At 73.8% G+C, this 22,646-nt stretch carries 19 protein-coding genes and 1 tRNA gene; 10 read left to right on the top strand and 10 right to left on the bottom strand.

Annotated features, from left to right (window positions below; all coding sequences use genetic code 11):
- Positions 1-56: 56 nt before the first annotated feature.
- From GMA12_RS05640 to GMA12_RS05625, 4 genes are read right to left on the bottom strand one after another with little or no spacing between them, the layout of a single operon-like run.
- Positions 57-863, bottom strand: coding sequence for an ABC transporter permease (locus GMA12_RS05640; protein WP_156267961.1), 807 nt, complete (start codon positions 861-863; stop codon positions 57-59).
- Position 864: 1 nt separating this feature from the next.
- Positions 865-1,779 carry an ABC transporter permease gene (locus GMA12_RS05635; RefSeq protein ID WP_156267959.1) on the bottom strand — a complete coding sequence of 305 codons (915 nt, stop codon included), beginning with the start codon at positions 1,777-1,779 and terminating at the stop codon, positions 865-867.
- A gap of 1 nt (position 1,780) precedes the next feature.
- A complete protein-coding gene (locus tag GMA12_RS05630; RefSeq protein ID WP_156267957.1) occupies positions 1,781-2,599 on the bottom strand; it encodes an ABC transporter ATP-binding protein in 819 nt (272 codons plus the stop codon).
- Positions 2,596-3,669 (bottom strand): ABC transporter substrate-binding protein, encoded by a 1,074-nt coding sequence (locus GMA12_RS05625; protein WP_162459514.1) that lies wholly within the window; start codon positions 3,667-3,669, stop codon positions 2,596-2,598. The genes GMA12_RS05630 and GMA12_RS05625 overlap by 4 nt, the downstream gene beginning before the upstream one ends.
- Positions 3,670-4,005: 336 nt before the next feature.
- On the opposite strand from GMA12_RS05625, the gene GMA12_RS05620 reads away from it, so the two are divergent.
- Entirely contained in the window at positions 4,006-4,206 is a 201-nt protein-coding gene (locus tag GMA12_RS05620; protein ID WP_156267955.1) for a hypothetical protein, read from the top strand.
- Positions 4,207-4,277: 71 nt separating this feature from the next.
- Here GMA12_RS05620 and GMA12_RS05615 read toward each other — a convergent pair whose 3' ends face one another.
- From GMA12_RS05615 to GMA12_RS05605, 3 genes are all read right to left on the bottom strand, one after another.
- Positions 4,278-5,417, bottom strand: a complete 1,140-nt coding sequence (locus tag GMA12_RS05615) for an ABC transporter ATP-binding protein (RefSeq protein ID WP_156267953.1) — start codon at positions 5,415-5,417, stop codon at positions 4,278-4,280.
- Positions 5,418-5,576: 159 nt separating this feature from the next.
- Entirely contained in the window at positions 5,577-6,386 is an 810-nt protein-coding gene (gene otsB / locus GMA12_RS05610) for a trehalose-phosphatase (RefSeq protein WP_162459513.1), read from the bottom strand.
- Entirely contained in the window at positions 6,383-7,933 is a 1,551-nt protein-coding gene (locus GMA12_RS05605) for an alpha,alpha-trehalose-phosphate synthase (UDP-forming) (RefSeq protein ID WP_370830364.1), read from the bottom strand. Before GMA12_RS05605 ends, otsB begins: the two co-directional genes overlap by 4 nt.
- 166 nt (positions 7,934-8,099) lie before the next feature.
- Here GMA12_RS05605 and GMA12_RS05600 point away from each other — a divergent pair, with 166 nt between their 5' ends.
- From GMA12_RS05600 to opgC, 4 genes are all read left to right on the top strand, one after another.
- Positions 8,100-8,960: a DsbA family protein gene (locus GMA12_RS05600; protein WP_156267951.1), complete on the top strand. Its 861-nt coding sequence runs from the start codon at positions 8,100-8,102 to the stop codon at positions 8,958-8,960.
- A 156-nt stretch (positions 8,961-9,116) separates the two neighbouring features.
- Positions 9,117-9,193: transfer RNA gene (locus tag GMA12_RS05595), tRNA-Thr, on the top strand.
- Between the two features lie 123 nt (positions 9,194-9,316).
- Positions 9,317-10,018: a M15 family metallopeptidase gene (locus tag GMA12_RS05590; RefSeq protein WP_156267949.1), complete on the top strand. Its 702-nt coding sequence runs from the start codon at positions 9,317-9,319 to the stop codon at positions 10,016-10,018.
- A 107-nt stretch (positions 10,019-10,125) separates the two neighbouring features.
- The gene (gene opgC / locus GMA12_RS05585; protein WP_370830357.1) at positions 10,126-12,573 is read left to right on the top strand and encodes an OpgC domain-containing protein; all 2,448 of its coding nucleotides are present in this window, start codon (positions 10,126-10,128) and stop codon (positions 12,571-12,573) included.
- A 141-nt stretch (positions 12,574-12,714) separates the two neighbouring features.
- On the opposite strand, the gene GMA12_RS05580 is transcribed toward opgC, so the two are convergent.
- Complete coding sequence (locus GMA12_RS05580) at positions 12,715-13,929, bottom strand: PP2C family protein-serine/threonine phosphatase (RefSeq protein WP_156267947.1); 1,215 nt, start codon at positions 13,927-13,929, stop codon at positions 12,715-12,717.
- Positions 13,930-14,098: 169 nt separating this feature from the next.
- Here GMA12_RS05580 and GMA12_RS05575 point away from each other — a divergent pair, with 169 nt between their 5' ends.
- Both GMA12_RS05575 and GMA12_RS05570 read left to right on the top strand, forming a co-directional pair.
- On the top strand, positions 14,099-14,794 hold the full coding sequence (locus tag GMA12_RS05575) for a hypothetical protein (protein ID WP_156267945.1): 696 nt from the start codon (positions 14,099-14,101) through the stop codon (positions 14,792-14,794).
- Positions 14,795-14,813: 19 nt separating this feature from the next.
- Positions 14,814-16,997: a L,D-transpeptidase family protein gene (locus GMA12_RS05570; RefSeq protein ID WP_156267943.1), complete on the top strand. Its 2,184-nt coding sequence runs from the start codon at positions 14,814-14,816 to the stop codon at positions 16,995-16,997.
- Between the two features lie 91 nt (positions 16,998-17,088).
- On the opposite strand, the gene GMA12_RS05565 is transcribed toward GMA12_RS05570, so the two are convergent.
- Both GMA12_RS05565 and GMA12_RS05560 read right to left on the bottom strand, forming a co-directional pair.
- On the bottom strand, positions 17,089-17,691 hold the full coding sequence (locus GMA12_RS05565) for a TIGR03085 family metal-binding protein (protein WP_162459512.1): 603 nt from the start codon (positions 17,689-17,691) through the stop codon (positions 17,089-17,091).
- A 96-nt stretch (positions 17,692-17,787) separates the two neighbouring features.
- On the bottom strand, positions 17,788-18,243 hold the full coding sequence (locus GMA12_RS05560; RefSeq protein ID WP_156267941.1) for a DUF3817 domain-containing protein: 456 nt from the start codon (positions 18,241-18,243) through the stop codon (positions 17,788-17,790).
- A gap of 381 nt (positions 18,244-18,624) precedes the next feature.
- Here GMA12_RS05560 and GMA12_RS05555 point away from each other — a divergent pair, with 381 nt between their 5' ends.
- From GMA12_RS05555 to GMA12_RS05545, 3 genes are all read left to right on the top strand, one after another.
- Positions 18,625-19,416, top strand: coding sequence for a DeoR/GlpR family DNA-binding transcription regulator (locus tag GMA12_RS05555; RefSeq protein ID WP_047802077.1), 792 nt, complete (start codon positions 18,625-18,627; stop codon positions 19,414-19,416).
- The gene (locus tag GMA12_RS05550; RefSeq protein WP_162459511.1) at positions 19,413-20,387 is read left to right on the top strand and encodes a 1-phosphofructokinase family hexose kinase; all 975 of its coding nucleotides are present in this window, start codon (positions 19,413-19,415) and stop codon (positions 20,385-20,387) included. The genes GMA12_RS05555 and GMA12_RS05550 overlap by 4 nt, the downstream gene beginning before the upstream one ends.
- Before the next feature lie 72 nt (positions 20,388-20,459).
- Complete coding sequence (locus GMA12_RS05545; protein ID WP_162459510.1) at positions 20,460-22,583, top strand: PTS fructose transporter subunit IIABC; 2,124 nt, start codon at positions 20,460-20,462, stop codon at positions 22,581-22,583.
- Positions 22,584-22,646 lie beyond the last annotated feature (63 nt).

Below are 22,646 nucleotides of genomic sequence, written 5' to 3'. Positions count from 1 at the left end.
CGGGCCCCGGGCCGGGCAGCGGAGGCTCCGGTGACGGCAGGGGGTCACCGTGCTCCTCACCGTGGTTCTCCCCACCGGGCGTTCACGGCACCCTCGAGCAGCGAGACGAGCCCGTAGAGCAGGATGGACGCCACGGTCACGACCACCACGGCGGCCCACACCTCGTCGTACTTCGCCCGGGCCACGTTCGACACGATGGCGTACCCGATCCCGTCGCCCGTGGCCAGCCACTCCGCCAGCAGGGCACCCGTCAGCGCCCCGGGCACGGAGACCCGCAGTGCGGTGAACAGGCTCGGCAGCGCCGAGGGGAGCGCCACGGTGCGGAACGCGTCGGACGACGAGCCGCCGTAGACCTTCACGACCTCGACGATCATCGGGTTCGCCGAGCGCAGGCCCTGGACGACGGTCACCAGCGCCGGGAACAGCACCACGACAGCCCCCATGGCGGCCACGGAGGCCTCCCCGCGGCCGAGGACCAGGATGATGATCGGGGCCATCGCCACCAGCGGGACCGAGCGCAGGAGCATGGCCATCGGCATCATGGCGTGCTCGACCCCGCGGAAGAGGGTGAAGACGGTCGCGACGACGAGCGCCGCCACGAGCCCGGTGACGAAGCCGACCGCGGCGTCCGCCAGGGTGGTCGCGAGCTGGCCCAGGACCAGCTCCCGGTGGGCCGCGGCCTCGGGCTCGGTCACGAGGAACGTCCACACGTCCAGCGGCGTCTTGCCGATGAAGGACGTCACGCCGAAGACCCGCAGGAGCAGGAGCCAGACGGCGGCGACGGCCAGCAGCGAGACGACGAGGTTCGCCAGCCCGCGGCCCAGGTCCTTGCCGGCGCGGGCGGCTGCGGTGGCCACGGTCATGTCAGTGCCCCACTTCCCGGCCCCCGGAGGACCACGGTGTCACGAAGCGCGCGACGGTGCCCACCACCGCGTACGCCAGGAAGGCCAGGCCGCCGGAGACGAGGGCCACGGCCCAGACCCGGGCGATCTCCAGGGACTGCTGGGCGTTGACCATGGCCGGTCCCATGCCCCGGTCCACGCCTCCGACGTACTCACCGAGGATCGCGCCGAGCAGCGCCGCGGGCGCGGCGATCCTCAGGGCGGAGAACACCCCGGGCAGGGCCGACACCAGCTGGACCCGGACCAGCTGGTCCCACCGGGAGCCCCCGGCCACGGTGACGACGTCCAGCGCGGAGCGCTCGGCGGTGCGGAAGCCGGCGAGCACGCTGACATAGGTGGTGAAGAACACGGAGATCGCCGCCAGGGCCACGGCGGTGCCCGAGGGCTCGCCCGAGCGCGGCGGGCCCACGACGATGAAGATGATCGGGCCGACCGCCACGATCGGCAGGCAGTAGCTGACCACGGCGATCTGCGTGGTCAGGCGTTCCGTGAACGGCAGCAGCAGCGCCGCCGCGGCCAGCAGCACCGCGAGGGCGTTGCCGCCCAGATATCCCTGGGCGGCCTCCACGACCGTCACCGAGGCGTTGGTCCAGTAGAAGCCGGCGCCGTCGGAGGCGATCTGCCGCACGATCGCCAGGGGCGTCGGGACGGCGCCGCTGCCGGCGCCGTCCCCCGCCCCCACGCCCCGCAGGACGGTGGCCGCGCCGAGCCACCACACCGCGACGGTCGAGACCACGCCGAGGGCGGCGACGGCCCACGGCGGGAGCGTCCGCCGCCCGGCGGCCGCAGCGACCCGGCGGCCGGCAGGGCGCGCGGCCGTGGCCCGGGGCGGTTCGGGGGCGCCCGGGGATGAGGGCGCCGGCAGGTGCGCGGTCATCTCACTCCTCGCCGCCGGGCGCGCCGAAGAGCAGCTCGGACGCGCGGTCGTGCAGGGCGTGGAACTCCGGGGTGCGCATCATGGCCGGGGTGCGCGGGCGGGGCAGGTCGACGTCGATGACCTGCTTGATCCGACCCGGCCGGGGGGACATGACGGCGACGACGTCCGAGAGGAAGATCGCCTCGGAGATTCCGTGCGTGACCATGAGCGTCGTGGCGGGCTTCTCCGTCCAGATCCGCAGCAGCTCGAGGTTGAGCCGCTGCCGGGTCATGTCGTCGAGAGCGCCGAACGGTTCGTCGAGCAGCAGCACGGAGGGCTGGACGACCAGGGCCCGGGCGATCGAGACGCGCTGCCGCATCCCGCCCGAGAGCTGGGCGGGCTTGGACCGCTCGAAGCCCTTCAGCCCGACCAGCTCGATGAGCTCCTGGATGTACTCCCGGCGCACCGGCTGGCCGGAGACCTCCAGGGGCAGGCGGATGTTGGCCTCGACCGACCGCCAGGGCAGCAGGGCGGCGTCCTGGAAGGCGATGCCCAGCTGGTGCGAGCGGCGCAGCTCGGCCGGGCTCTGCCCGTCGACGAGCACCTCTCCGGCGCTGGGCTCCTCGAGGCCGGCGAGGATGCGCAGGATCGTGGACTTCCCGCACCCCGAGGGGCCCAGCAGGGACAGGAACGAGCCCTGCTCGGTCCGCAGGTGGGTGTCGTCGAGCGCCGTGACGGTGCTCCGGCCCGACCGGAAGACCTTGGTGAGGCCGTTGAGGTCGATGCCGCCGGCCGCGGCGGCGAGGGGGCCGGAGCCGCGGACGGGCGCCGTGCTGCTCATTCGAGCAGCTCCGGGTTCTCCTCGTACACCTCGTCGAGCAGCGAGAGGTCGAAGACGTCCTCGGCCGTCAGGCCGGGGTAGCCGGCCACGCCGAGGACCTCGACGTTCTGGGCGACGAGCTCGTCGGAGATGGTGAACAGGCCGTTCGCCTCGGTGTCGCCGGAGACCACCAGCTCCTCGTTCTGGATCTGCGCCTGGCGCGTCTCCTTCGCCGTGTCCAGGCCCAGGTCCGCGCCGTACTCGTCCACGGCGAGGCGGGCCGACTCCTCCGGGTCGGCCACGGCGTCCTTCCAGCCGCGGATGGTGGCCTCCAGGAACGCCTTGAGCGCCTCGCGGTCGTTGTCGATGGCGTCCTGGGTGGTCACGAACGACTCCGCGACGAAGGGCAGCCCGTGGTCCGCGAAGGGCAGCCCGACGACGTCCTCGCCCGCGAGCTCCAGGGTGATCGCCTCGTTGGTCGAGTACCCGAAGAACCCGTCCACCTCGCCGTTGACGAGGGGCTGCGGGTCGTACTGTACGGGAACCTTCTCGACCTCCCCGGGGTCGATGCCGTTGACCTCCAGCAGCGCGTCGAAGAGGGTCTCGTTCACGCCGGACTGCACGCCGATGCTCCTGCCCACCAGGTCCTCGGGCGTCTCGATCGGGTCGTCGCCCAGGGAGATGATCGTGAACGGGTTCTTCTGGTACGTGGTGCCGATGATCTTGAGCGGGGCGCCCTCCTCCGCGATGGGCGGGGCCACCCCCAGCGGCGAGGACGTGCCCACGAGGGCGCTGCCGGCGAGCACCATGCTCTCGGTCGACGCTCCGGAGGGACCGCCGGAGATCAGGTTGACGGAGTCGAAGCCCGCCTCGGTGTAGTACCCCTGCGTGTCCGCGAAGTACTCACCGGCGAACTCGGCGTTCTTGATCCAGGACAGGTTCACGTCCAGGGTGCCGAACTCGCCCGCACCGGACTCGGCCGGGGGCTCTGCCGCGGCGCCGCACGCGGTGAGCGCGAGGGAGCTCGCGAGAGCCACGGCCGCGGCCGGCAGACGGCGGGAGCGAGGGGTGGTGACCGGATCAGGGTGCACGGCGGACCTTCTTCCTGGAGGACGCGCGAGCACGCGCGCGTCGCGGAACGGGCGGGAGCACGGTTCCACGGCGCGGCGGCGGAGAGCCGCCCCGTGTGGAATCCGGTGGTCGTGCGACCGAGGCTATGCAACGTGTGTTGCATCGAGGTGCGTCGGAGTTACGCATCTGTAAACCTTCGGTCGGCGCGTCCCGCGTCTCCGTGCCGCGTCGTGTTCCGCACGCGGAGGGGTCCGCCCGGTGCGCACGGGCGTCCGGTCGGATAGAATCCATCAGTCGGCTGTCAATTCTGGGCCGGGCACGCGCGGCGTCCCGGTCCGTACCGAAAGGAGCACGCCATGCACGACCCACAGGCTCTCGCCCAGGCGGAGACGCACCTCATCCACGTCCTCGAGCACTCGGACCCGCCCCGTGACGCCAGCCGGTTCAACGTCACGGCCGCGGCGCAGGAGTACCACGAGCGCACGGGCAGCTGGGACCTGCGCGACGCCGACCCCGGGGCCGTGGAGGAGATCCTCGCCCGGCACCCGGCCGGCTGACCCGCACGCGCCGCGGCGCCCTTCTCCGGTGGGGAAGGGCGCCGCGGCGTGTGGTGCGACCGGTGCGGTGGTCAGTCGGGCAGGCGGGTGCCGGTGGTGGTGTCGAAGAGGTGGACGTGGGCGAGGGTGGGGGTGACCCAGATGGTGTTCCCGGCCCGCGGCGGGGTGCGGCCCTCCACCCGCACGACGATCTCGTGGGCGCCGGGGGCGTCTTCGTCGACCTGGCCGGTGGGGTCGACCTGCACGATGGTGTTGGCGGCGGTGACCGGGGCGAGGTGGCCGTAGACGAAGGCGTCGGCGCCGAGCTCCTCGACCACGTCGGCCACGATCGGCAGCCCCTGTCCCTCACCGGCCGGGGTGAGGTCCTCGGGACGGATCCCCACGGTGACCTGGGACCCGGTGATCCCGGCCCGCTGGGCGGGCGTGAGCGGGATCCGCAGGGTGCCCAGCTCCACCCCGGCCTCGGTGACCGGGGAGCGGAAGAGGTTCATCGCCGGGGAGCCGATGAACCCGGCGACGAACTCGGTGGCGGGCTTGTCGTAGAGGGCGCGCGGGGTGTCGACCTGCATGAGCACCCCGTCCTTGAGCACCGCCACCCGGTCGCCCATGGTCATCGCCTCGACCTGGTCGTGGGTGACGTAGACGGTGGTGACGCCGAGGCGGCGGGTGAGGGAGGCGATCTGGGTGCGGGTCTGCACGCGCAGCTTCGCGTCGAGGTTCGACAGCGGCTCGTCCATCAGGAACACCTGCGGGGACCGCACGATCGCCCGGCCCATGGCCACCCGCTGGCGCTGCCCGCCGGACAGGGCCTTGGGCTTGCGGTCGAGGTAGTCGGTGAGGTCCAGGATCTTGGCGGCCTCGGCCACCCGGCGGGTGCGCTCGGCGGCGTCGACCTTGGCGATCTTCAGGGCGAAGCCCATGTTCTCGGCCACGGTCATGTGCGGGTAGAGGGCGTAGTTCTGGAAGACCATCGCGATGTCGCGGTCCCGCGAGGGCACGTCGGTGACGTCGCGGTCCCCGATGAAGATCTGCCCGGCGGTGACCTCCTCCAGCCCGGCCAGCATCCGCAGGGTGGTGGACTTCCCGCACCCGGAGGGCCCGACCAGCACGAGGAACTCCCCGTCGGCCACCTCCAGGTCCAGCTCGGTGACCGAGGGCCGCTCGGCCCCGGGGTACTGGCAGGTGACATTGGCGTAGCGCACAGCAGACATGGGTCAAGCCTCTTTCCCGGCAGGCACGTGCCGGACGATCCGAAGGAGAAGAGCAACCCCCACAGGTGACGGGGGCCACAGTGATCCTAATCACTGTGGCCCGTCCGGCGCCACCGGCGTCCCATCGGCGCGCCGCCGCTGCCCCGGCGGATCCCGCGCTCAGGACAGGGCGGTCCTCCGCAGCTCGACCAGCCGGGCGAGCACTCCGGCCAGCTCGGCCGGGGAGGCGACCCGGTGCGCCGCCGTGCTCTCCCCGCTGCCCACCTTGATGCCGAGATCGTCCGGACCGAGCTCCCGCATGGCGTTCTCGTCGGTGACGTCGTCGCCGGCGAAGAGGGTGACCTCGGCCCCGGTCGCCTGCATGAACGCCGTGATGCCCTCACCCTTCGTGGCCGAGTGCACCGAGGACTCGACCACGTGCTGGCCCGGGGTGATCTTCAGCCCGTCCAGCCGCTCGAAGGCCTCGATCATCTCCTGCTCGGCGCGGGCGCACGACGCCTGGTCCACCATCGTGCGGGTGTGGAACGCCGCCCCGGTGGGCTTGCGCTCGAGCCGGGACCCCGGGTACCGGGCCACCTGCGCCTCCACGAGTGCGGTCGCCCGGCCGAGCAGGTCCTGCTGGGCCGGGGAGAGCCGCAGCTCCGAGTCCGCCGCCGCGTCCCCGAGCGCGTCGAGGTGCAGCTCGGCCCCGTGCGAGCCGGAGAGCAGCATCCGGCCGTCCGGGTCCACGACGGCGCGCAGGAAGTGCATGGGCCGTCCCGAGATGACGGCCACGTAGGTCCGGTCCAGCGCCAGCAGCTGCTCGAGGGCGGTCTGCGCCTCCGGCAGCGCCCGGCTGTCGCCGGGGTCGTCCGTGAACGGGGCCAGGGTGCCGTCGAAGTCCAGGGCGACCAGCAGCGTCCCGGCCGCCGCCGCCCGGTCGAGAGCCTGCTCGAGCGCCGGCCGGGCGTCGTCGTGCGTGTCCGTCACAGCTCCTCCTCGGTGGTGTCGCGGGTGGTGTCGCGGGTGGTGTCGCGGGTGGTGTCGCCGGTGGTGCGGTCCGGACGGGTGCCGGCGAGGTCCCGCAGGAACGCCTCCGACCAGTCGTTGACGTCGTTGCCCAGCACCTGGCGCCGCATCGCGCGCATCCGCTTCTTCGCCTCGGCCGCCGGCATGTCCTTGGCCCGCAGCATCGCGTCCTTCAGCCCGTCGATGTCGTGCGGGTTCACCAGCAGCGCCTGCTTGAGCTGCTCGGCGGCGCCGGTGAACTCGGAGAGGACCAGGGTCCCGGACCCGTCCGTCTTCGCCGCGACGTACTCCTTGGCCACCAGGTTCATCCCGTCCCGGAGGGAGGTCACCAGCATCACGTCGGTCGCGAGGTAGAGCGCCACCATCTCCTCGAACGGATAGCCGTGGTGCAGGTACCGGATCGCGGTGTGCGAGATCGTGTCGTGCTGGCCGTTGAGATGACCCACCAGGCCCTCCACGTCCTCGCGCAGCTGCACGTAGGACTCCACGCGTTCCCGCGAGGGGTTGGCGACCTGCACCAGCACCGACGGGCCGACCGTCAGCTTCCCGTCCTGCAGCAGCTCCCCGTAGGCCTTGATGCGGTGCAGGATGCCCTTGGTGTAGTCCAGCCGGTCGACCCCGAGGAAGACGGTCTCCGGGTCGCCGAGCTCGTGCCGGATCTCCCGCGCGCGCTCCTTGACCTCCGGGCGCGAGGCCAGCTCCTGGATCGCCTCGGCGTCGATGGAGATCGGATAGGACTGGGCGCGCACCGTCCAGGCGGCGTCGTCGGCGCCGAACCGGGCGCGGCCCTGCCGGAACGGCACGTCCAGGAACCGGCGCACGCAGCGCTGGAAGTTCTGGGCGTCCCCGGGGCGCTGGAAGCCGATCAGATCGGCACCCGAGAGCCCTTCCAGGACCGCTCGCCGCCAGGGGAGCTGCGCGAAGATCTCGAGCGGGGGGAAGGGGATGTGGTTGAAGAACCCGATGGTCAGGTCCGGGCGGAGATCCCGCAGCAGCTTGGGCACCAGCTGCAGCTGATAGTCCTGCACCCACACGGTCGCGTTCTGCGCGGCGACCTCGGCGGTCCGCTCCGCGAAGCGGCGGTTGATCCGGCGATAGGTGTTCCACCAGGCGCGGTGGAACTCCGGGGGCGCGATGACGTCGTGGTACAGCGGCCACAGGGTCGCGTTCGAGAACCCCTCGTAGTAGGCCTCGACCTCCCCGCCGGAGAGCGGGACGGGCGCCAGGTGGAACACGTCGTGGTCGAAGCGCTCCAGCGTCTCGTCGGCCGCGCCGTGCCAGCCCACCCAGGCGCCGGTGTTGCGGGCCATCACCGGGGACAGCGCCGCCACGAGGCCGCCGGGGGAGCGGCGCCAGGAGGACTCGCCGTCCTCGACGACGCGCTCGACCGGCAGCCGGTTCGAGACCACGACGAAGTCGTAGCCCGTGTCCTGCGGCACGTCCGTCCGTGGCTCGGGCACCTCCTCCAGATCGGCCGAGGAGGCGGTGGGAGTCTGCTCTGCACTCACGAGGGGTCCTTCCGGTGGGGCGTCGTCGTCCTGGACCCCAGTCTATTCATCAGTGTGCTCACCTTTCCGTCCGGGGATCTCCTGAGTCGGCGGGCCGTGAGGGGGTCCGATAATCTGGGCGACGACACGTCCGCATCCGCCCCCGAGGATTCTTCGAAGAGGACCCATGGCATCCAGCAGCACGACCCCCGACCCCCGGAACCGCGACGCCGCCCGCGAGCGCGCCCGGCAGCTCGCCGACCAGCACGCCCGCCAGGACAAGCGGTCCCGCCGGCTGCTGCAGTTCGGCATCCTCGCCCTGGTCCTCGTGATCCTTGCGGTGATCGGGGTGGTCGTGGCGCAGAACCGGTCCGAGCAGATCCCCGAGGCCGGCCCGGTGCCCGCCTCCGCCAACCAGTGGGGCGGCACCGTCCTGACCGCGGACGGCATCCGCACCGGAGAGTCGGAGGTGGACCAGCGCGATCTGGGCGAGGTCCCCGAGGCGCCGGAGACCCCGGACGACTCCGCGGTGCCGCCGGGGGTCGAGCCCGCAGGCGAGGGCGAGCCCGTGCCGGTCGTGATCTTCCAGGACTTCGAGTGCGTGCACTGCGCCGACTTCGAGACCGAGAACGGCGAGGCCCTCGAGGAGGCCGTGACGTCCGGGGACATCACCCTGGAGTACCGCAACCTCAACTTCCTGGACCGCGCCACGCCCACGCAGTACTCCTCCCGCGCCGCGGCCGCCGCCTACGAGGTGGGCAACCAGGTCTCCACGGAGCAGTACCTCGCCTTCGTCAAGGAGGTGTTCTCGCACCAGGGCACCGGCGGCCTGGACGACGAGCAGCTCGTGGAGATCGCCTCCACGCACGGCGCGGACATCGCGACCGCGCTGGAGGAGAACACGTGGCGCCCCATGGTCAACGTGGTCTCGCAGGAGTCCCTGGCCAACGGCATCTCCGGCACCCCGACGGTCTTCATCGACGGTGAGCGGCTCGGCAACGAGGCCTTCCAGGACGCCCTCGACGAGGCCCTGGCGGACCAGAAGTAGGTCCTCCGCCCTCGGAGCGCACGGGCGGCGCCGTACCCCGCGGGGTGCGGCGCTGCCGATGCGCCCGGGGCCGCAGGGATTTCGGGGTCCTCGGACACGTCCGATATCCTGGGACCCCGGTCGCCGGGGCCGCTCGCGGCACCCCGGGGACAGCCCGCCTCCTTAGCTCAGCTGGCCAGAGCACCTGTCTTGTAAACAGGGGGTCACCGGTTCGAATCCGGTAGGGGGCTCCACAGCACACGGTCGTGGCGCGAGCGACCGCTCATGACGTGCCAGGACGCCGGGCGCGGCACGCCGAGCCCCGGGCTCGCTAGGCTCTGCCCCGGACGCAGCGGAAATTCCGGACACGTGGGGGCATGAGAGCGATGCGGGGACTGGGCAGGATCACGGGGGCGGCGGCGGCGATCGCCCTGACGGCCGGACTCGTCGCGCCGGCGGGCGCCGCGCCGGTGGACTACGACATCGACTCGGCGCACAGCCTGCAGGTCGTGGTGAACAAGCACCGGAAGCTGGCCCCGGAGACGTACGTGCCCGACCGGCTGACGCGCGTGCAGTCCGAGCGGCTCCAGGCGGCGGCGGCCGAGGCGTTCCAGGGGATGACGCGCGCCGCCAGGGCGGACGGTGTGCACATCGTGCCGGTGAGCGGATACCGGTCGTACGCCGAGCAGGCGAGCCTCTACGACAGCTACGTCCGGCAGTACGGCCAGGAGACGGCCGACACGATCGCCGCCCGCCCGGGCCACAGCGAGCACCAGACCGGTCTGGCGATGGACGTCGGCAACGCCGACGGCGCGTGCGCCCTGCAGGACTGCTTCGAGGGGACCCCGGTGGGGGACTGGGTGCGGAAGAACGCCCATCGCCACGGCTTCATCGTCCGGTACCCCGAGGACCGGCAGGAGTGGACCGGCTACGCCTACGAGCCCTGGCACCTGCGCTACGTCGGGCCGCAGCTCGTGGCCGAGCTGCGGGCGGACGCCGCGGCGGAGGGCTCCGCCGAGCTGGACACCCTCGAGGAGTACTTCGGACTGGGTCCTGCCCCGGACTACCCCGCCGGCTGAGGCCCTCCGACGCGCCCGGCGAGTCGCCGCCGGGTTCACCCTCCCGGGCGGCGGCCGCGGGGACAATGTGTGCGACCCCCCTCCGCACCCCCCACCGGAGCGCCCCAGTGATCTCCATCGGCCGCCGCCGCCTGCACCTGCCCGCCGTTGTCGCCGCGCTGCTGACGGTCCTCGCTCTCACCCTGCTGCCGGCGGGTCCGGCGCGCGCGGCGGAGGCGCCGCAGCCCGGCGCCCCGTACCTGGGCGCGATGCTGGACTGGGGCACCGACTCCGCCGCCGGGTACGCCGACCGGCTCGGTGAGCCGGCCGCGGTCTACGGGCGGCCGGTGCCGCTGCCGATGGACGACCGGGAGCAGGGCTACCTGCGGCACTTCCTGTCCCAGGTCGCCGAGCAGGGCGGGCACGCCCTGCTCACTGTCCGCCCCGACATCGCGCTGGACCGCGTGGACGAGGCGCGGGCCGCCGTTCTCGCCGGGCAGCTGGCCGATGTGGCGCAGGACTTCGACGGCACGGTGTTCGTCCGGTTCGCGCCGCAGATGAACGCGTCCTGGGTGCCGTGGGGCCAGCAGCCCCAGGCCTACACCCGGGCGTTCCGGGCCGTGGCCGCCGCGCTGGACGACCAGCTCGAGGACCCCGTGATGGTGTGGTCGCCCACGGTCGGGACCGACTACCCGTTCCGCGGCCCGACGTCCTCCGCCCCGGAGGGAGCGGACCTCGCGGCCCTGGACACCGACGGGAACGGGACCTGGGACCGGGGCGACGACGCCTACAGCCCCTACTACCCGGGCGACGACGTCGTGGACTGGGTGGGGCTGTCCACCTACCACGACGAGACCGGCAGCGGTGAGGCCCGCAACACCGTCCCGGAGCCGGACGAGTTCAGCACGCTGCTGGGCGGGGCCGGCGCCCCGGAGGGCTTCTACGCCGCCTACGCCGCCGCACGCGAGAAACCGCTCATGGTGGAGACGGGGTCCTTCTGGAGCCCGGAGGCGGGCGGCCCCTCCGCCCGCGAGGTCAAGGCCCCGTGGTGGGACCAGGTGCTCGCGGCGGCCTCCTCCGAGGCCTACGACCGGATCGGCGCGGTCGTGTGGAACGAGACCGTCGAGGAGCGGGCCGGCGGGGCGGTCGCGGTCGACTGGCGCTCCACCGCCGACCCCGACCTGACCGCCGCCTTCCGGGAGCGCGTCCAGGCCTCCTCCCTCGTGACGGGTCCGGTGACCGAGCAGGCGGCGCTGCCGGGCGCGGCGTCCTCCGCCCCGGGCATCGTCCTGCGGGGTCCCGTGGCATGGGGCGCGGCGGCCGCCGTGCTCGGCGTGGGACTGCTCCTGTGCCTGCTGCCGCGTGCGCGGTCGGCGCGGGCGTGGCGCTACGCGGAGCCCTCGCCGCGCGACAGCCGGATCGACATGCTGCGCGGAGTCGCGATCGTCTTCGTCGTCGTCAACCACGTGGGCCTCACCTCGCTGTTCCAGTCGCTCACGCAGGAGGCCGTGGGCGTCGTCTCGGGAGCGGAGCTGTTCGTGCTGCTCTCCGGGGCCGTGCTGGGCATGGTCTACGGGCCCCGGGTGCGGGGCGAGCTGGGCGAGGTCGTCGACCGCACCACCGCGCGGGCGTGGAAGCTCTACGTGACCGCGCTGGTCGTGGTGCTCCTCGTCTACGCGCTCAGCCGGATTCCCGTCCTGGAGGCGGGGTCCGTCACCACGTTCAGGGACCAGGGCACGGGGGCCGCCGGTGCGGGGGCCGCCGGCAGCACGTACGACCTCTACGCGGGCATGGACGGGCTCTTCGCCTTCCCGGTCCAGGCGCACCTGATCCCCGCCGTGCTCCTGCTGCAGGTGGGGCCGTGGCAGTTCAACATCATGGGGCTGTACGTGGTCCTGATCCTGGTGAGCCCGCTGGTGCTGGCCGCACTCGCCCGCGGCCGGGCCTGGCTGGTCCTGCTGATCAGCGCCGGGCTCTACACCGTGGGTACGGTCTTCCGGATCCGGCTGCTGCCCTCCCAGTTCGAGGACTCGTTCCCCCTGCTCGTGTGGCAGGTGCTGTTCGTGCTCGGCATGGTGGCCGGGTACTACCGGCGGCAGATCGTCACCTGGTTCGCCGACCGGCGCCGGCGTCCGCTGCTCGTCGCCTGCCTGCTGCTGGCCGTGGCCCTCGCGCTGTTCTCCTGGTCCGGTCCCTACGCCAGCAACGGCTACGACGTCCGGCTGGCCCTGCTGCCGGAGGCCGCCTTCCGCACCGTCTACGACGGCTACTTCGGCCGGACCTACCTGGGGATCGGCCGGCTGGTCAACGTGCTGCTGGTGGTCGTGGCGGGATACGCCCTGCTCAGCGCCTACTGGGCCGTGCTCCGGCGTGCGCTGGGCTGGTTCCTCATCCCGCTGGGCCGGGCCAGCCTCTACGTCTTCGTCATGCACGTGTTCCTGATCCTGGCCGTGGCCAACATCCCGGTGCTGCGGCAGGGCGACCTGTGGGTCAACACCCTGGCCTACGTCGCCGTCCTGGGCCTGCTGTGGGTCATGGTCCGGACCCGGTTCCTCTTCGGGATCGTCCCGCGCTGAGGACCGCCCGCGCCGAGTCCCGTCCGTGCGAGGCCGGCGGGCCGGCACGAGCGACGACGGCACGGGCGACGACGGCACGAGCGACGACGGCGCCGCGGGCGCCGGGGCTGCCGCCACCGGCCGGCCCGGGCGGAGGGCGGCTCAGGCGGTGGGGTCCGCCCGGCGCAGCCGCCGCAGCGCCACCGCCGTGACGTCGTCCGGGTGCCCGTGCCGGCGGGCGAAGCCGATGGCCCGGTCCACGAGCTCCTGGGCGGCCATCCCGGCGGGATCGGCCCGCAGGGCCCGTTCCAGCGTCTCCTCGAGGGAGGGGAAGAAGTCCAGGAACCCGTCGCTGACGACCACGAGCGTCTCGCCCGGCTGCAGCACGGTGCTGCGGGTGTCCCACGAGTCGTCCGGGAAGACGCCCAGCGGCGGGCCCGAACGCTCCAGCCGCCGGTGCCCGTCGGCGGTGAAGACGAACGCGAGCCCGTGCCCGGCGTCGACGTAGTCGAGCCGTCCCGTGGCCGGGTCGAGGCGGGCGGAGAACGCGGTGACGAACGCCCCGGTGTCGCTCAGCAGGTCCGCCGAGGCGGCCGCGACCCGCGCGAAGGCCGTCCCCTGGTCGTTGAACTGCGCGGCGCCCACGAGCATCGCCCGCACCGAGGCCGCGATCAGGGCCGCCGGGATCCCCTTGCCCATGACGTCGGCCACGTGCAGCTGCAGCCGGCCGCCGTCCACGGGGTGCCACGCGAAGAAGTCGCCGCCGATCTCCCGGGCGGGCACGCAGCGCCCGGCCAGCTCGTAGCCGGCCACGTGCGGGGCCGTCCGCGGCATGAGGATCTGCTGCACCTCGGCGGCGCGGTCCAGCTCGCGCTGCAGCTCCAGCTCCCGCTCGACCCAGCCGGCCATCTCCCGCAGCAGCGACTGCTGGTCGGCGCTCAGCCGGCGCGGCCGGGTGTCGAACAGGCACAGCGAGCCCACCTGCTCCCCGCCCGGGGCCCGGAGCGGCTGGCCGGCGTAGAAGCGCACGTGCGGGTCCCGGCGCACGAACACGTTCTCGCGGAAGCGGTCGTCGGCGGTCGCGTCGGGCACGATCAGGGTGTCCGGCTGCTGCACGGTGTGCCGGCACATCGAGTCCTCGGCGGGAGTGCTCCGCAGCCCGGCCAGGCCCGTCTCGGCCTTGGTCCACTGCCGGTCGGCGTCGACGAAGTTGACGGCGACCATGGGCACGTCGAAGACGCGCTGGGCCAGGCGCACGATCCGGTCGTAGCGCTCCTCGCGAGGGGTGTCCAGGATGTCGAGAGCGTGCAGGGCCTGCACACGGGCCGCCTCGGTCGCCTCGGCGGTCGCTGCGGTGTCAGGGACGTCGGAAGCCATGCCCTCCACCCTATGCAACGCCGGGCCCCGGCCGGACACGGCGGACTCCGGCGGCGTCCCGCGCCACACCGCGTCATGCTGATCACGATTGCAAATCGCCGTGTAGCGTGAGCTCCAACGACCGGCCCGGTCGGGTCCCTCCCCCCAGGACCGTGCAGAGGAGTCACCCATGACAGCCCTGTTCCCCCCGTCGCGCGGCCGGCGCGTCGGGACCGTCGGCGCGGCCCTGCTGGCGCTGGCCCTGACCGGGTGCTCGGCGGGCCCGGACGGCGGCGGCCCGGCCTCTTCCACGGCGTCCTCCTCCGCGGAGGCGTCCGCTGCGGCGGGAGCCGGGACGGCGGCGCCCGGGACGGCGGCGCCCGGGGCCGCGAGCGAGCCGTCGTCGTCGGGGACCCCGGAGCCCGGCACCGCCGGGACGGGGAGCCCCGCGCCCTCGGGCAACGACGTGGCCCCCTACGACGACACCGCCACCCGGGACGCCGCCGCCGCGTTCGGCTCCACCCGGCAGCTCACCGACTCCCTGGCGGGAACGGTCGAGGGGCCGCGACCGGCGACCACGGGGCAGCGCCCGGTCCGTGCCGCTCCCGGCGCCCCGGTGCAGGTGTTCACCGTGACCCTCACCAACACGGGCGCCGACCCGGTCGACGCGCTGCCCTGGTCCTTCCCGGTGGCCGTCGCCGGGGACGAGCCCGCGCCGCCCGCCTACGACGAGTCGCTCGGCGTGCGGATGGAGACCTTCCCGACCATCGCCCCCGGCGGGTCCGCCTCGCTGGACGTCGCCTTCAGCGCCGCGCACGACGCCGACCTCGCCGTGCGGGTCTTCGACAACACCACCCCCGACCACTACGTCGAGTTCACCGACTGACCCCCAGCGAGGGACCCCCATGAAGATCTCAGCTCTGCGCATCCCCGCCGCCCTCGCGGCCTGCTTCGCCGTCGTCCTCGCCGGCGCCCCGGGCGCGTCCGCGGCTCCGCCGTCCCCCGCGCCCGACGCGGCGACGGCTCCTGCGGCGGCGACGGCTCCCGCGGCGACGGACGGGACCGCGACGGCCGCCGCCACGGCGCCGCTCGAACCGGTCGACGACGCGGTGGCCACGGCCGGCCCCGGGCGCACGGTCGCCGTGGACGTCCTGGCCAACGACGGCCTCCTGGACCCGGCGCACGTGCGGCTGCTGCTGGTGGACCCCTCCGCCGCCCGGGGCGAGGACGCGCTCGCGGACGAGCTGCGCACGGACGCCGGGTCGCTGCGGGTCATCACCCCGGGCACGGCGCCCGCGGAGCTGCCCGAGGGCTGGCTGCCGCCCGAGCACCCCGTGCTCGCCCTGGCCCCGGCGGAGGACGCACCGGTCGGTGCCGTGGAGGTCGGCTACGCCGTGCGGGACGCCACGGGCGCCGAGGCGCGCGCGGTGCTCACCGTGACGCGGGAGGGCTCGGCAGAGCCCTCTGCAGAGCCCTCCGCAGCGGCGGAGCCCACCGGGGAGGCGGAGCCCACCGGCGAGTCGACCACCCAGCCGGCGATCGAACCCGCGGAGGACCCCTCGGCCGGGCCGACGGCCGAGCCGTCCGCGGGGAGCCGTGCGGCCGCCGCTGAGGCCGACGGAGCCACGGACGTCCCGGTCGAGGTCCGGCAGGCCCTGGAGGCCGCCGCCGCCCGGGTGGCGGCCCGTTCCGGGGCCCCGACCGCCGGCATGCGCCCGTGGAAGGGCGGCTGGGAGTGGCCGCACCAGAACGGCGTCGTCCTGTGGCACGAGGCGCACGGGGCGCACTACGTGCAGCTGCGGGGCGCCATCGGGCAGAAGTGGCTGCGCTCCGGGGACGCGGACGTGCTGGGCTGGCCGCTCGCGGACGAGGCCTGCACCCCGGCCGGGTGCCGGCAGTCGTTCTCGGGCCGCCGCACGATCTACTGGACGTCCTCCACCGGGGCGCACACGGTGAACACCCGGGGGGCGATCGGGGACAAGTGGGTCCGCGGCGGGCGCGAGAGCGGGCCCTACGGGTACCCGACGACCGACGAGGTGTGCGGCATGGCCGGGGGCGGGTGCCGGCAGTCGTTCACGGGCCACCGCACGATCTACTGGACGTCCTCCACCGGGGCGCACACGGTGAACACCCGGGGGGCGATCGGGGACAAGTGGGTCCGCGGCGGACGCACGACCGGGCTCTACGGGTACCCGACGACCGACGAGGTGTGCGGCATGGCCGGGGGCGGGTGCCGGCAGTCCTTCACCAGGGCCCACACGATCTACTGGAGCCCCGGGACGGGCGCACGGGCGGTCAAGACCGGCGGCGCCATCGGGCAGCGCTGGATCGCGACCGGACGGGAGCGGGGGAGCCTGGGCTACCCCGTGACGGACGAGGTCGGGACGGGGACCGTGCACCAGAAGTTCCAGCGCGGCCTCGTCACCTGGAGCCGCTCCGCGGGGACCCGGGTCCACCTCTTCCGCGGCGAGTGCCAGAGCCTCAACAACGGCCGCTCGGTGCAGCCGACCCGCAACGCGGGGCGGGTGTCCCTGACCATCGCCGAGGGCTACGGCCGGTCCGAGGCCACGTTCGTCAACTGCGTGCGGATCGGCGGCAGCTACGTCGAGGACTGGCGCACGTCCGCCTACGTGGGCGCCAGCGGCTTCAAGCGCCCGGGGGTCCCCTCCGGGCACACGCAGTACCTGTACTCGCCGCAGGGCTCGTACTCGGTCACGGAGTCCTTCGGCGTCTACAACCCCGGCACCGCGCTGCCCTACCGCCCGCTCAACCCGAACTCCCGGTGGGGCGGGCGCCTGGGCACCCTGTACAACAAGTACTTCGAGTCCACCGGCTACACCTGGCCGGACGAGAACATGTGGTACTTCGCGCAGTCCGGGGACTACCGGCTGGGCGTGGTCATCAACTACAACCGCCCGCCCGACTCGCCGATCGTCCAGGGCAACGGCTTCGCGATCTTCCTGCACGCCAACAAGAAGCCCACCGCCGGGTGCATCGCCCTGCACGAGCACGAGGTCGCCCGGTACATGCGCACCGCGCGGCCCGGTGACCGGATCATCATGGGCGTCCGGGCGGACCTGTTCCGCTGACCGGGTGACGCCGAGGGCCGGGCCACCGGCGGAGGAGGGGGGGACCGCGCACCGCGCGGTCCCCCCTCCGGCCGTCCGGGCGGGAGCCGGTCTACTCGACCGTCTCCTCCACGCGGGCCTGCCCGCGCCGGCCGAAGGCCCACAGCAGCAGCTCGCTGGGCACGGCGCGCAGCACCCGCACGGTGCCCGTCCGGCCCCGGCCCCCGCGCACGGCGCCGTAGGAGGGCGCGATGAGCACCACGGTGTCCTCCTCGTCCTTGAGCATGACCTTGGCCATGAGGCTCAGGCCCTGCCACAGCGCCTGCTCCTCGTCGTGCAGCAGCGGACGGTCGTGCCACTCGGGCTGGGCGCGGCGGGCGTCCTCGTGGTGGACGAAGAGCTCCACGGTGTTCATCCGCCGGTCCACCGGGCCCAGCCGCGCCGGCGAGTACAGCGGGGGGTGCTCGACCTTGCGCACGAGCTCTTCCCACGGCTGCCGGGCCACGGCCTCCTCGGCGCGCCGGGCGCGGTCGCGCAGCACCGGCACCCGGGACAGGGCCCGGCCGGCCAGGACGTCGGGCCGCCCGTCGCGCAGCACGAGGTGCACGGCGAGGTCACGGGTGGTCCAGCCCTCGCACAGGGTGGGGGCGTCGGGGCCCAGCCGGCGCAGGAGCGCGGCGAGGTGCCGGCGCTCGACATTGGCGAAATTGGTCACGTGGTTCCTCCTCGTGGCCCGCCGACGGTCGGCGGTGCCGTCCCGGGGACCACGCTATACCGGGGCCCGGGGACCCGGAACCGCCCGCGCCGCGACTCAGCCGCGGGGGACCGGCGGGCCCAGGTGGAGCAGCACCGAGGTCAGGGCCGCCACCGCGACCAGGCCCACCAGGGTGGCCAGCAGCGGGCTGCGCAGGGACCACGCCTGCACCCGCTCCGGCACGGTGGCGGGGCGCTCACCGCCCGGGGCCAGGCGCCAGCCGCCGGCGAGCCGCCCGGAGCGCTGCGCGCGGCGCTCGAAGGGGATCGTGGCCCAGGGGACGGCCGCACTGGCCAGGCCCAGCACCCCGAAGCCCACCGGCCACCGCTGGTCCACCCACACGAAGCACGTCACCACGCAGTAGCCGAGGAACACCACCCCGTGCAGCATCCCGAAGACCGGGACGAAGGCCTCGGAGACCCCCGTGTACTTCAGGACCATGCCGAGGATCAGCAGGGTCCAGGTCACCGCCTCCGCGAGGGCGAAGCGGCCGTAGAGCTCACGGGGCGTCATGGGGGTGCTCTCCTGCAGGTCGGGTGCGGCGGGGATCCCGTCGGGACCCCCGGGACGGAGCACGGGCCGGCGCGGGCGTCCCCGGGGCCTCCTCGTGGCTGCCCCGCTGGACCGGGCGCCCTGCTCGAGGGCCCGCCCGTCCTCCGTCCCCAGGATGATATCGGCGTCCTGCCGGCCCCGCCGCATCGGCGGTCCTTCTCCTGGCGAGGGGCCCGACTGCCCTCCCCGCCCCGGCCCCCAGGAGGCCCCGGCCGCACGCCGCACTCCAGTGTGGCGTTCCGTGAAGTGGATCACGACAACCCCTGGTAAAACCACACGAACTCACATAAACTCAAGGGAACACAGGGTCCCTACGTCGTCGCAGTTCGTGAGGTGGATGTCATGTTCGCAGAGGAACGCCAGGCGGAGATCGCCGCGCTGGTGGGCACCACCCGCCGGGTCAACGGCGCCGAGCTGGCGCGCCGTTTCGATGTCACCATGGAGACGGTCCGCCGCGACCTCGCCGCGCTGGAGGCCGCCGGCCGGCTCCGGCGGGTGCACGGGGGCGCGGTCTCCGTGGACCAGTCCACCTCCGACGAGAAGGCCATCCACTCGCGCCAGCACCTCAACACCCCCGAGAAGCGGCGCATCGCGGAGGCGGCGTTCACCCTGCTGCGCAACAGCGGGGCCGGCGCGGTCGTCCTCGACGCCGGCAGCACGGTCGAGGCGCTGGCTGACCTCATCGTCCGGACCGACTCCAGCCTGGCCGACGGGCAGGAGCAGCTGATCATCACCCACGCCCTGCACATCGCGGCCAAGCTGGCCGACGCCAACGGCATCGGCCTCGAGCTCGTGGGCGGGCGGGTCCGCAAGCTCACCTGGGCGGCCGCCGGTGGACGGGCGGCCGAGCACTACACCCGGCTGCGCCCCGACCTCGCGTTCGTGGGCTGCAACGGGATCCACGCCACGTTCGGGCTGAGCACTCCCGATCCCATCGAGGCGGTCGTCAAGACCGCGATCATCCAGACCTCCCGGCGGGTCGTGGTCCTCTGCGACTCCGCCAAGCACGATCAGGAGACCCTCATGCGCTTCGCGTCCCTCGAGGACATCGACACCCTCATCACCGACCGGGCCCCCGGCCCCGAGCTGGCCGCCGCCCTCGAGGAGGCCGACGTCGAGGTGATCGTCGCGTGATCCTCACCGTCACCCTCAACCCGTCCCTCGACCGCACCGTGGAGCTGCCCTCCCCGCTGCGCCGCGGCGCGGTCCAGCGCGCCGACGGCGCCCGGCAGGACGCCGGGGGCAAGGGCGTGAACATCTCCCGGGCCCTGCGCGTGAGCGGTGTCCCGACCCTGGCCGTCCTGCCCGGGGATCCCGGCGACCCGCTGCTGGCGGAGCTCGCCGCCGCGCAGGTCCCCTACGAGACCGTTCCCGCCGGCGCGCCGATCCGCTCCAACATCACGATCACCGAGCCCGACGGCACCACCACCAAGATCAACGCCCCCGGCACGCCGCTGCTCCCCGAGCACCTGGACGCCGTGGTGGAGCTGCTGGTGCAGCACGGGGCGGACGCCTCCTGGGTGGTCCTGGCCGGCTCGCTGCCGCCGGGCGCCCCCGAGGACGTCTACGCGCGCATCGTCCGCCGGGTCCGCTCGGCGCTGGGGGAGCGGGCGCCCCGGTTCGCCGTGGACACCTCCGGGGCCGCCCTCCGGGGCGCCACCGCCGCCGACGACGCCCTGCCCGACCTCATCAAGCCCAACGGCGAGGAGCTCGCCGAGCTGGTGGGGGCGCACGACGGCGAGGAGCTCGAGGCCGATCCCGAGCTCGCCGCCGCGACCGCCGCCGCCCTCGTGGCCCGCGGCCTGGGCGCGGTGCTGACCACCCTGGGCGCCGGAGGGGCGGTGCTCACCGCCGCGGAGGGCTCCTGGCACGCCGTGCACGAACCCGTGGCGGTGCGCTCCACCGTGGGCGCCGGCGACAGCTCGCTCTCGGGCTACCTCATCGCCCAGGAGCGCGGCGACGCGCCGCCGGAGTGCCTGCGGCAGGCCGTGGCCTCCGGCTCCGCGGCCGCCGCCCTGCCGGGGACCCGCGTCCCGTCCCTTCCCGAGACCACTCCCGAGGCGGTCACCGTGCGCGAGCTCTCCGTGCGCGCCGCCGCAGACTGACCCGCTCCACCTCATCCGCACCACCTCATCCGCACCACCCGGGCACCGACCCGGCCGCTCAAGGAGGACACAGTGTCCGAGCTCATCACCCCCGACCTGGTCTCGCTCGACCGCGACCTGGGCGGGGACAAGGAAACCGTCATCGGCCAGCTGGCCGCCCTGGTGCAGCGCACCGGGCGCGCCGAGCAGCTGGACGGGCTGCTGGCCGACGCCATCGCCCGGGAGAACAAGACCGCCACCGGCATCCCCGGCGGCATCGCCATCCCGCACTGCCGCTCCGCGGCCGTCACCGAGCCGACCCTGGTCATGGCCCGCCTGGCCGAGGGCGTCCCCTGGGGCGCCAAGGACGGCCCCGCCGACATCGTCTTCTTCATCGCGGCGCCCGAGGGCGCCGACCAGACCCACCTCAAGCTGCTCGCCAAGCTCGCCCGGTCGCTCATGAAGAAGGACTTCGTGGCCTCCCTGCGCTCGGCCCGCTCCGAGCAGGAGATCGTGCGGATCGTCGACGACGCGCTGGGCCTGAGCCCGGCCCCCGAGGCCGGCGCGGCCGCCGGCGCCACCGCCGGCTCCACGGCGGCCGCGGCGGTGCCGGCCTCCGTCGAGTCCCGGCCCGGCACGCAGGACGCGCAGCCGGCCACGGCGGAGCCCGCCGAGAGCGCTCCGGCCGCCGGAGGACCGGCGCGCCGGAGGATCGTGGCCGTCACGGCCTGCCCCACCGGCATCGCCCACACCTACATGGCCGCGGACGGGCTGACCTACGCGGCCGAGGAGATGGGGGTCGACCTGCAGGTCGAGACCCAGGGCTCCGCGGGCTTCACCAAGCTCGACCCGGCCACGATCGCCGCGGCCGACGCGGTGATCTTCGCCACCGACGTCGACGTCCGGGACCGCTCCCGCTTCGCCGGCAAGCCCTACGTCGCCTCCCCGGTCAAGCGGGGCATCGACGAGCCCAAGGTCATGATCGAGGAGGCGCTCGCCAACGCCGAGAACCCGAACGCCAAGCGCGTGCAGGGCGCCGCCGGCGGCGCCGACGAGGCCGAGGCCTCCGGCGGCCGCGAGGGCTGGGGGACCCGCATCCGCAAGGCCGTGATGACCGGCGTGAGCTACATGATCCCGTTCGTGGCCGCGGGCGGTCTGCTCATGGCCTTCGGCTTCATGGTCGCCGGCGCGGACATCGCCAACATCGCCGACGACGTCCTGACGGGCTCGACCATCTGGAACCTGGGCGAGTTCACCCTCGCCCAGTACATCGGGGCCGTGCTGTTCAAGATGGGCAACCTGGCGATGAGCCTGCTCGTGCCCGCCCTGGCCGGCTACATCGCCTACGGGCTCGCCGACCGGCCCGGCATCGCCCCCGGCTTCGCCGCGGGCCTGGTCGCCAACTTCATGGGCGCCGGCTTCCTCGGCGGCATCGTGGGCGGCCTCCTGGCCGGTCTCGCCGCCTACTGGCTGGCGCAGCCGCGGCTGCCGCGCTGGCTCGGCTCGCTGATGCCGGTGGTCATCATCCCGCTGCTGGCCACCATCTTCTCCGCCGGCCTGCTGCTGCTGGTCCTGGGCGGTCCGATCGCCACGTTCATGGCCTGGCTCACCGAGGTGCTCAACGGCATGACCGGCGCCAGCGCGCTGGCGCTCGGCGCGATCCTGGGCCTGATGATGGGCGCGGACCTGGGCGGTCCGATCAACAAGGTGGCCTACACCTTCGCCGCGGCCGGCCTGGGTGCCGCGACGGCCGTGAACACCGCTCCGCAGGAGATCATGGCCGCCGTCATCGCCGCCGGCATGGTGCCCCCGCTGGCCATGGCGCTGGCCTCCACGGTGGCCAAGCGCTACTTCACCGTGGCCGAGCAGGAGAACGGCAAGGCCGCCTGGCTGCTGGGAGCGTCCTTCATCTCCGAGGGCGCCATCCCCTTCGCCGCGGCCGACCCGCTGCGCGTGCTGCCGGCCTCCATGGTGGGCGGGGCCGTGGCCGGCGCGATCAGCATGGCCACCGGCGTGACCTCCGCCGCCCCGCACGGCGGCGTCTGGATCCTGCCCGTGATCGGCAACCCGCTGATGTTCCTGCTCTCGGTGGTTGTCGGTACGGTGGTCACAGCAGGCATCGTCGTCGCCCTCAAGCACGTGGGCGGTGCGCACGGGCGCGTGGCGGACGCCACCCGCTCGCGCGAGGACGCCGCCGCCGTGCCGACCACCGCCTGAGCGATGCGCACGGGGCCCCGGCCGGGGCCCCGTGCGCTGACCGACCAGCTTTTTCTCGAGGAA

This window comes from Kocuria sediminis, assembly GCF_009735315.1.
In the GTDB taxonomy this organism is placed as follows: Bacteria; Actinomycetota; Actinomycetes; order Actinomycetales; family Micrococcaceae; genus Kocuria; species Kocuria turfanensis.
Note: the sequence above shows the minus strand (reverse complement) of the source record. Positions and strands in the feature narration are given on the sequence as shown.

Excerpts from the sequence above, each read along its gene's own strand:
- GMA12_RS05600 (WP_156267951.1), top strand. The coding sequence starts at position 8,100 with ATGGCATCCAGCAGCACGACCCCCGACCCCCGGAACCGCGACGCCGCC.
- GMA12_RS05580 (WP_156267947.1), bottom strand. The coding sequence starts at position 13,929 with ATGGCTTCCGACGTCCCTGACACCGCAGCGACCGCCGAGGCGACCGAG.
- GMA12_RS05630 (WP_156267957.1), bottom strand. The coding sequence starts at position 2,599 with ATGAGCAGCACGGCGCCCGTCCGCGGCTCCGGCCCCCTCGCCGCCGCG.
- GMA12_RS05640 (WP_156267961.1), bottom strand. The coding sequence starts at position 863 with ATGACCGTGGCCACCGCAGCCGCCCGCGCCGGCAAGGACCTGGGCCGC.
- GMA12_RS05555 (WP_047802077.1), top strand. The coding sequence starts at position 18,625 with ATGTTCGCAGAGGAACGCCAGGCGGAGATCGCCGCGCTGGTGGGCACC.
- GMA12_RS05615 (WP_156267953.1), bottom strand. The coding sequence starts at position 5,417 with ATGTCTGCTGTGCGCTACGCCAATGTCACCTGCCAGTACCCCGGGGCC.
- GMA12_RS05620 (WP_156267955.1), top strand. The coding sequence starts at position 4,006 with ATGCACGACCCACAGGCTCTCGCCCAGGCGGAGACGCACCTCATCCAC.
- GMA12_RS05575 (WP_156267945.1), top strand. The coding sequence starts at position 14,099 with ATGACAGCCCTGTTCCCCCCGTCGCGCGGCCGGCGCGTCGGGACCGTC.
- GMA12_RS05590 (WP_156267949.1), top strand. The coding sequence starts at position 9,317 with ATGAGAGCGATGCGGGGACTGGGCAGGATCACGGGGGCGGCGGCGGCG.
- GMA12_RS05570 (WP_156267943.1), top strand. The coding sequence starts at position 14,814 with ATGAAGATCTCAGCTCTGCGCATCCCCGCCGCCCTCGCGGCCTGCTTC.
- GMA12_RS05560 (WP_156267941.1), bottom strand. The coding sequence starts at position 18,243 with ATGACGCCCCGTGAGCTCTACGGCCGCTTCGCCCTCGCGGAGGCGGTG.
- GMA12_RS05635 (WP_156267959.1), bottom strand. The coding sequence starts at position 1,779 with ATGACCGCGCACCTGCCGGCGCCCTCATCCCCGGGCGCCCCCGAACCG.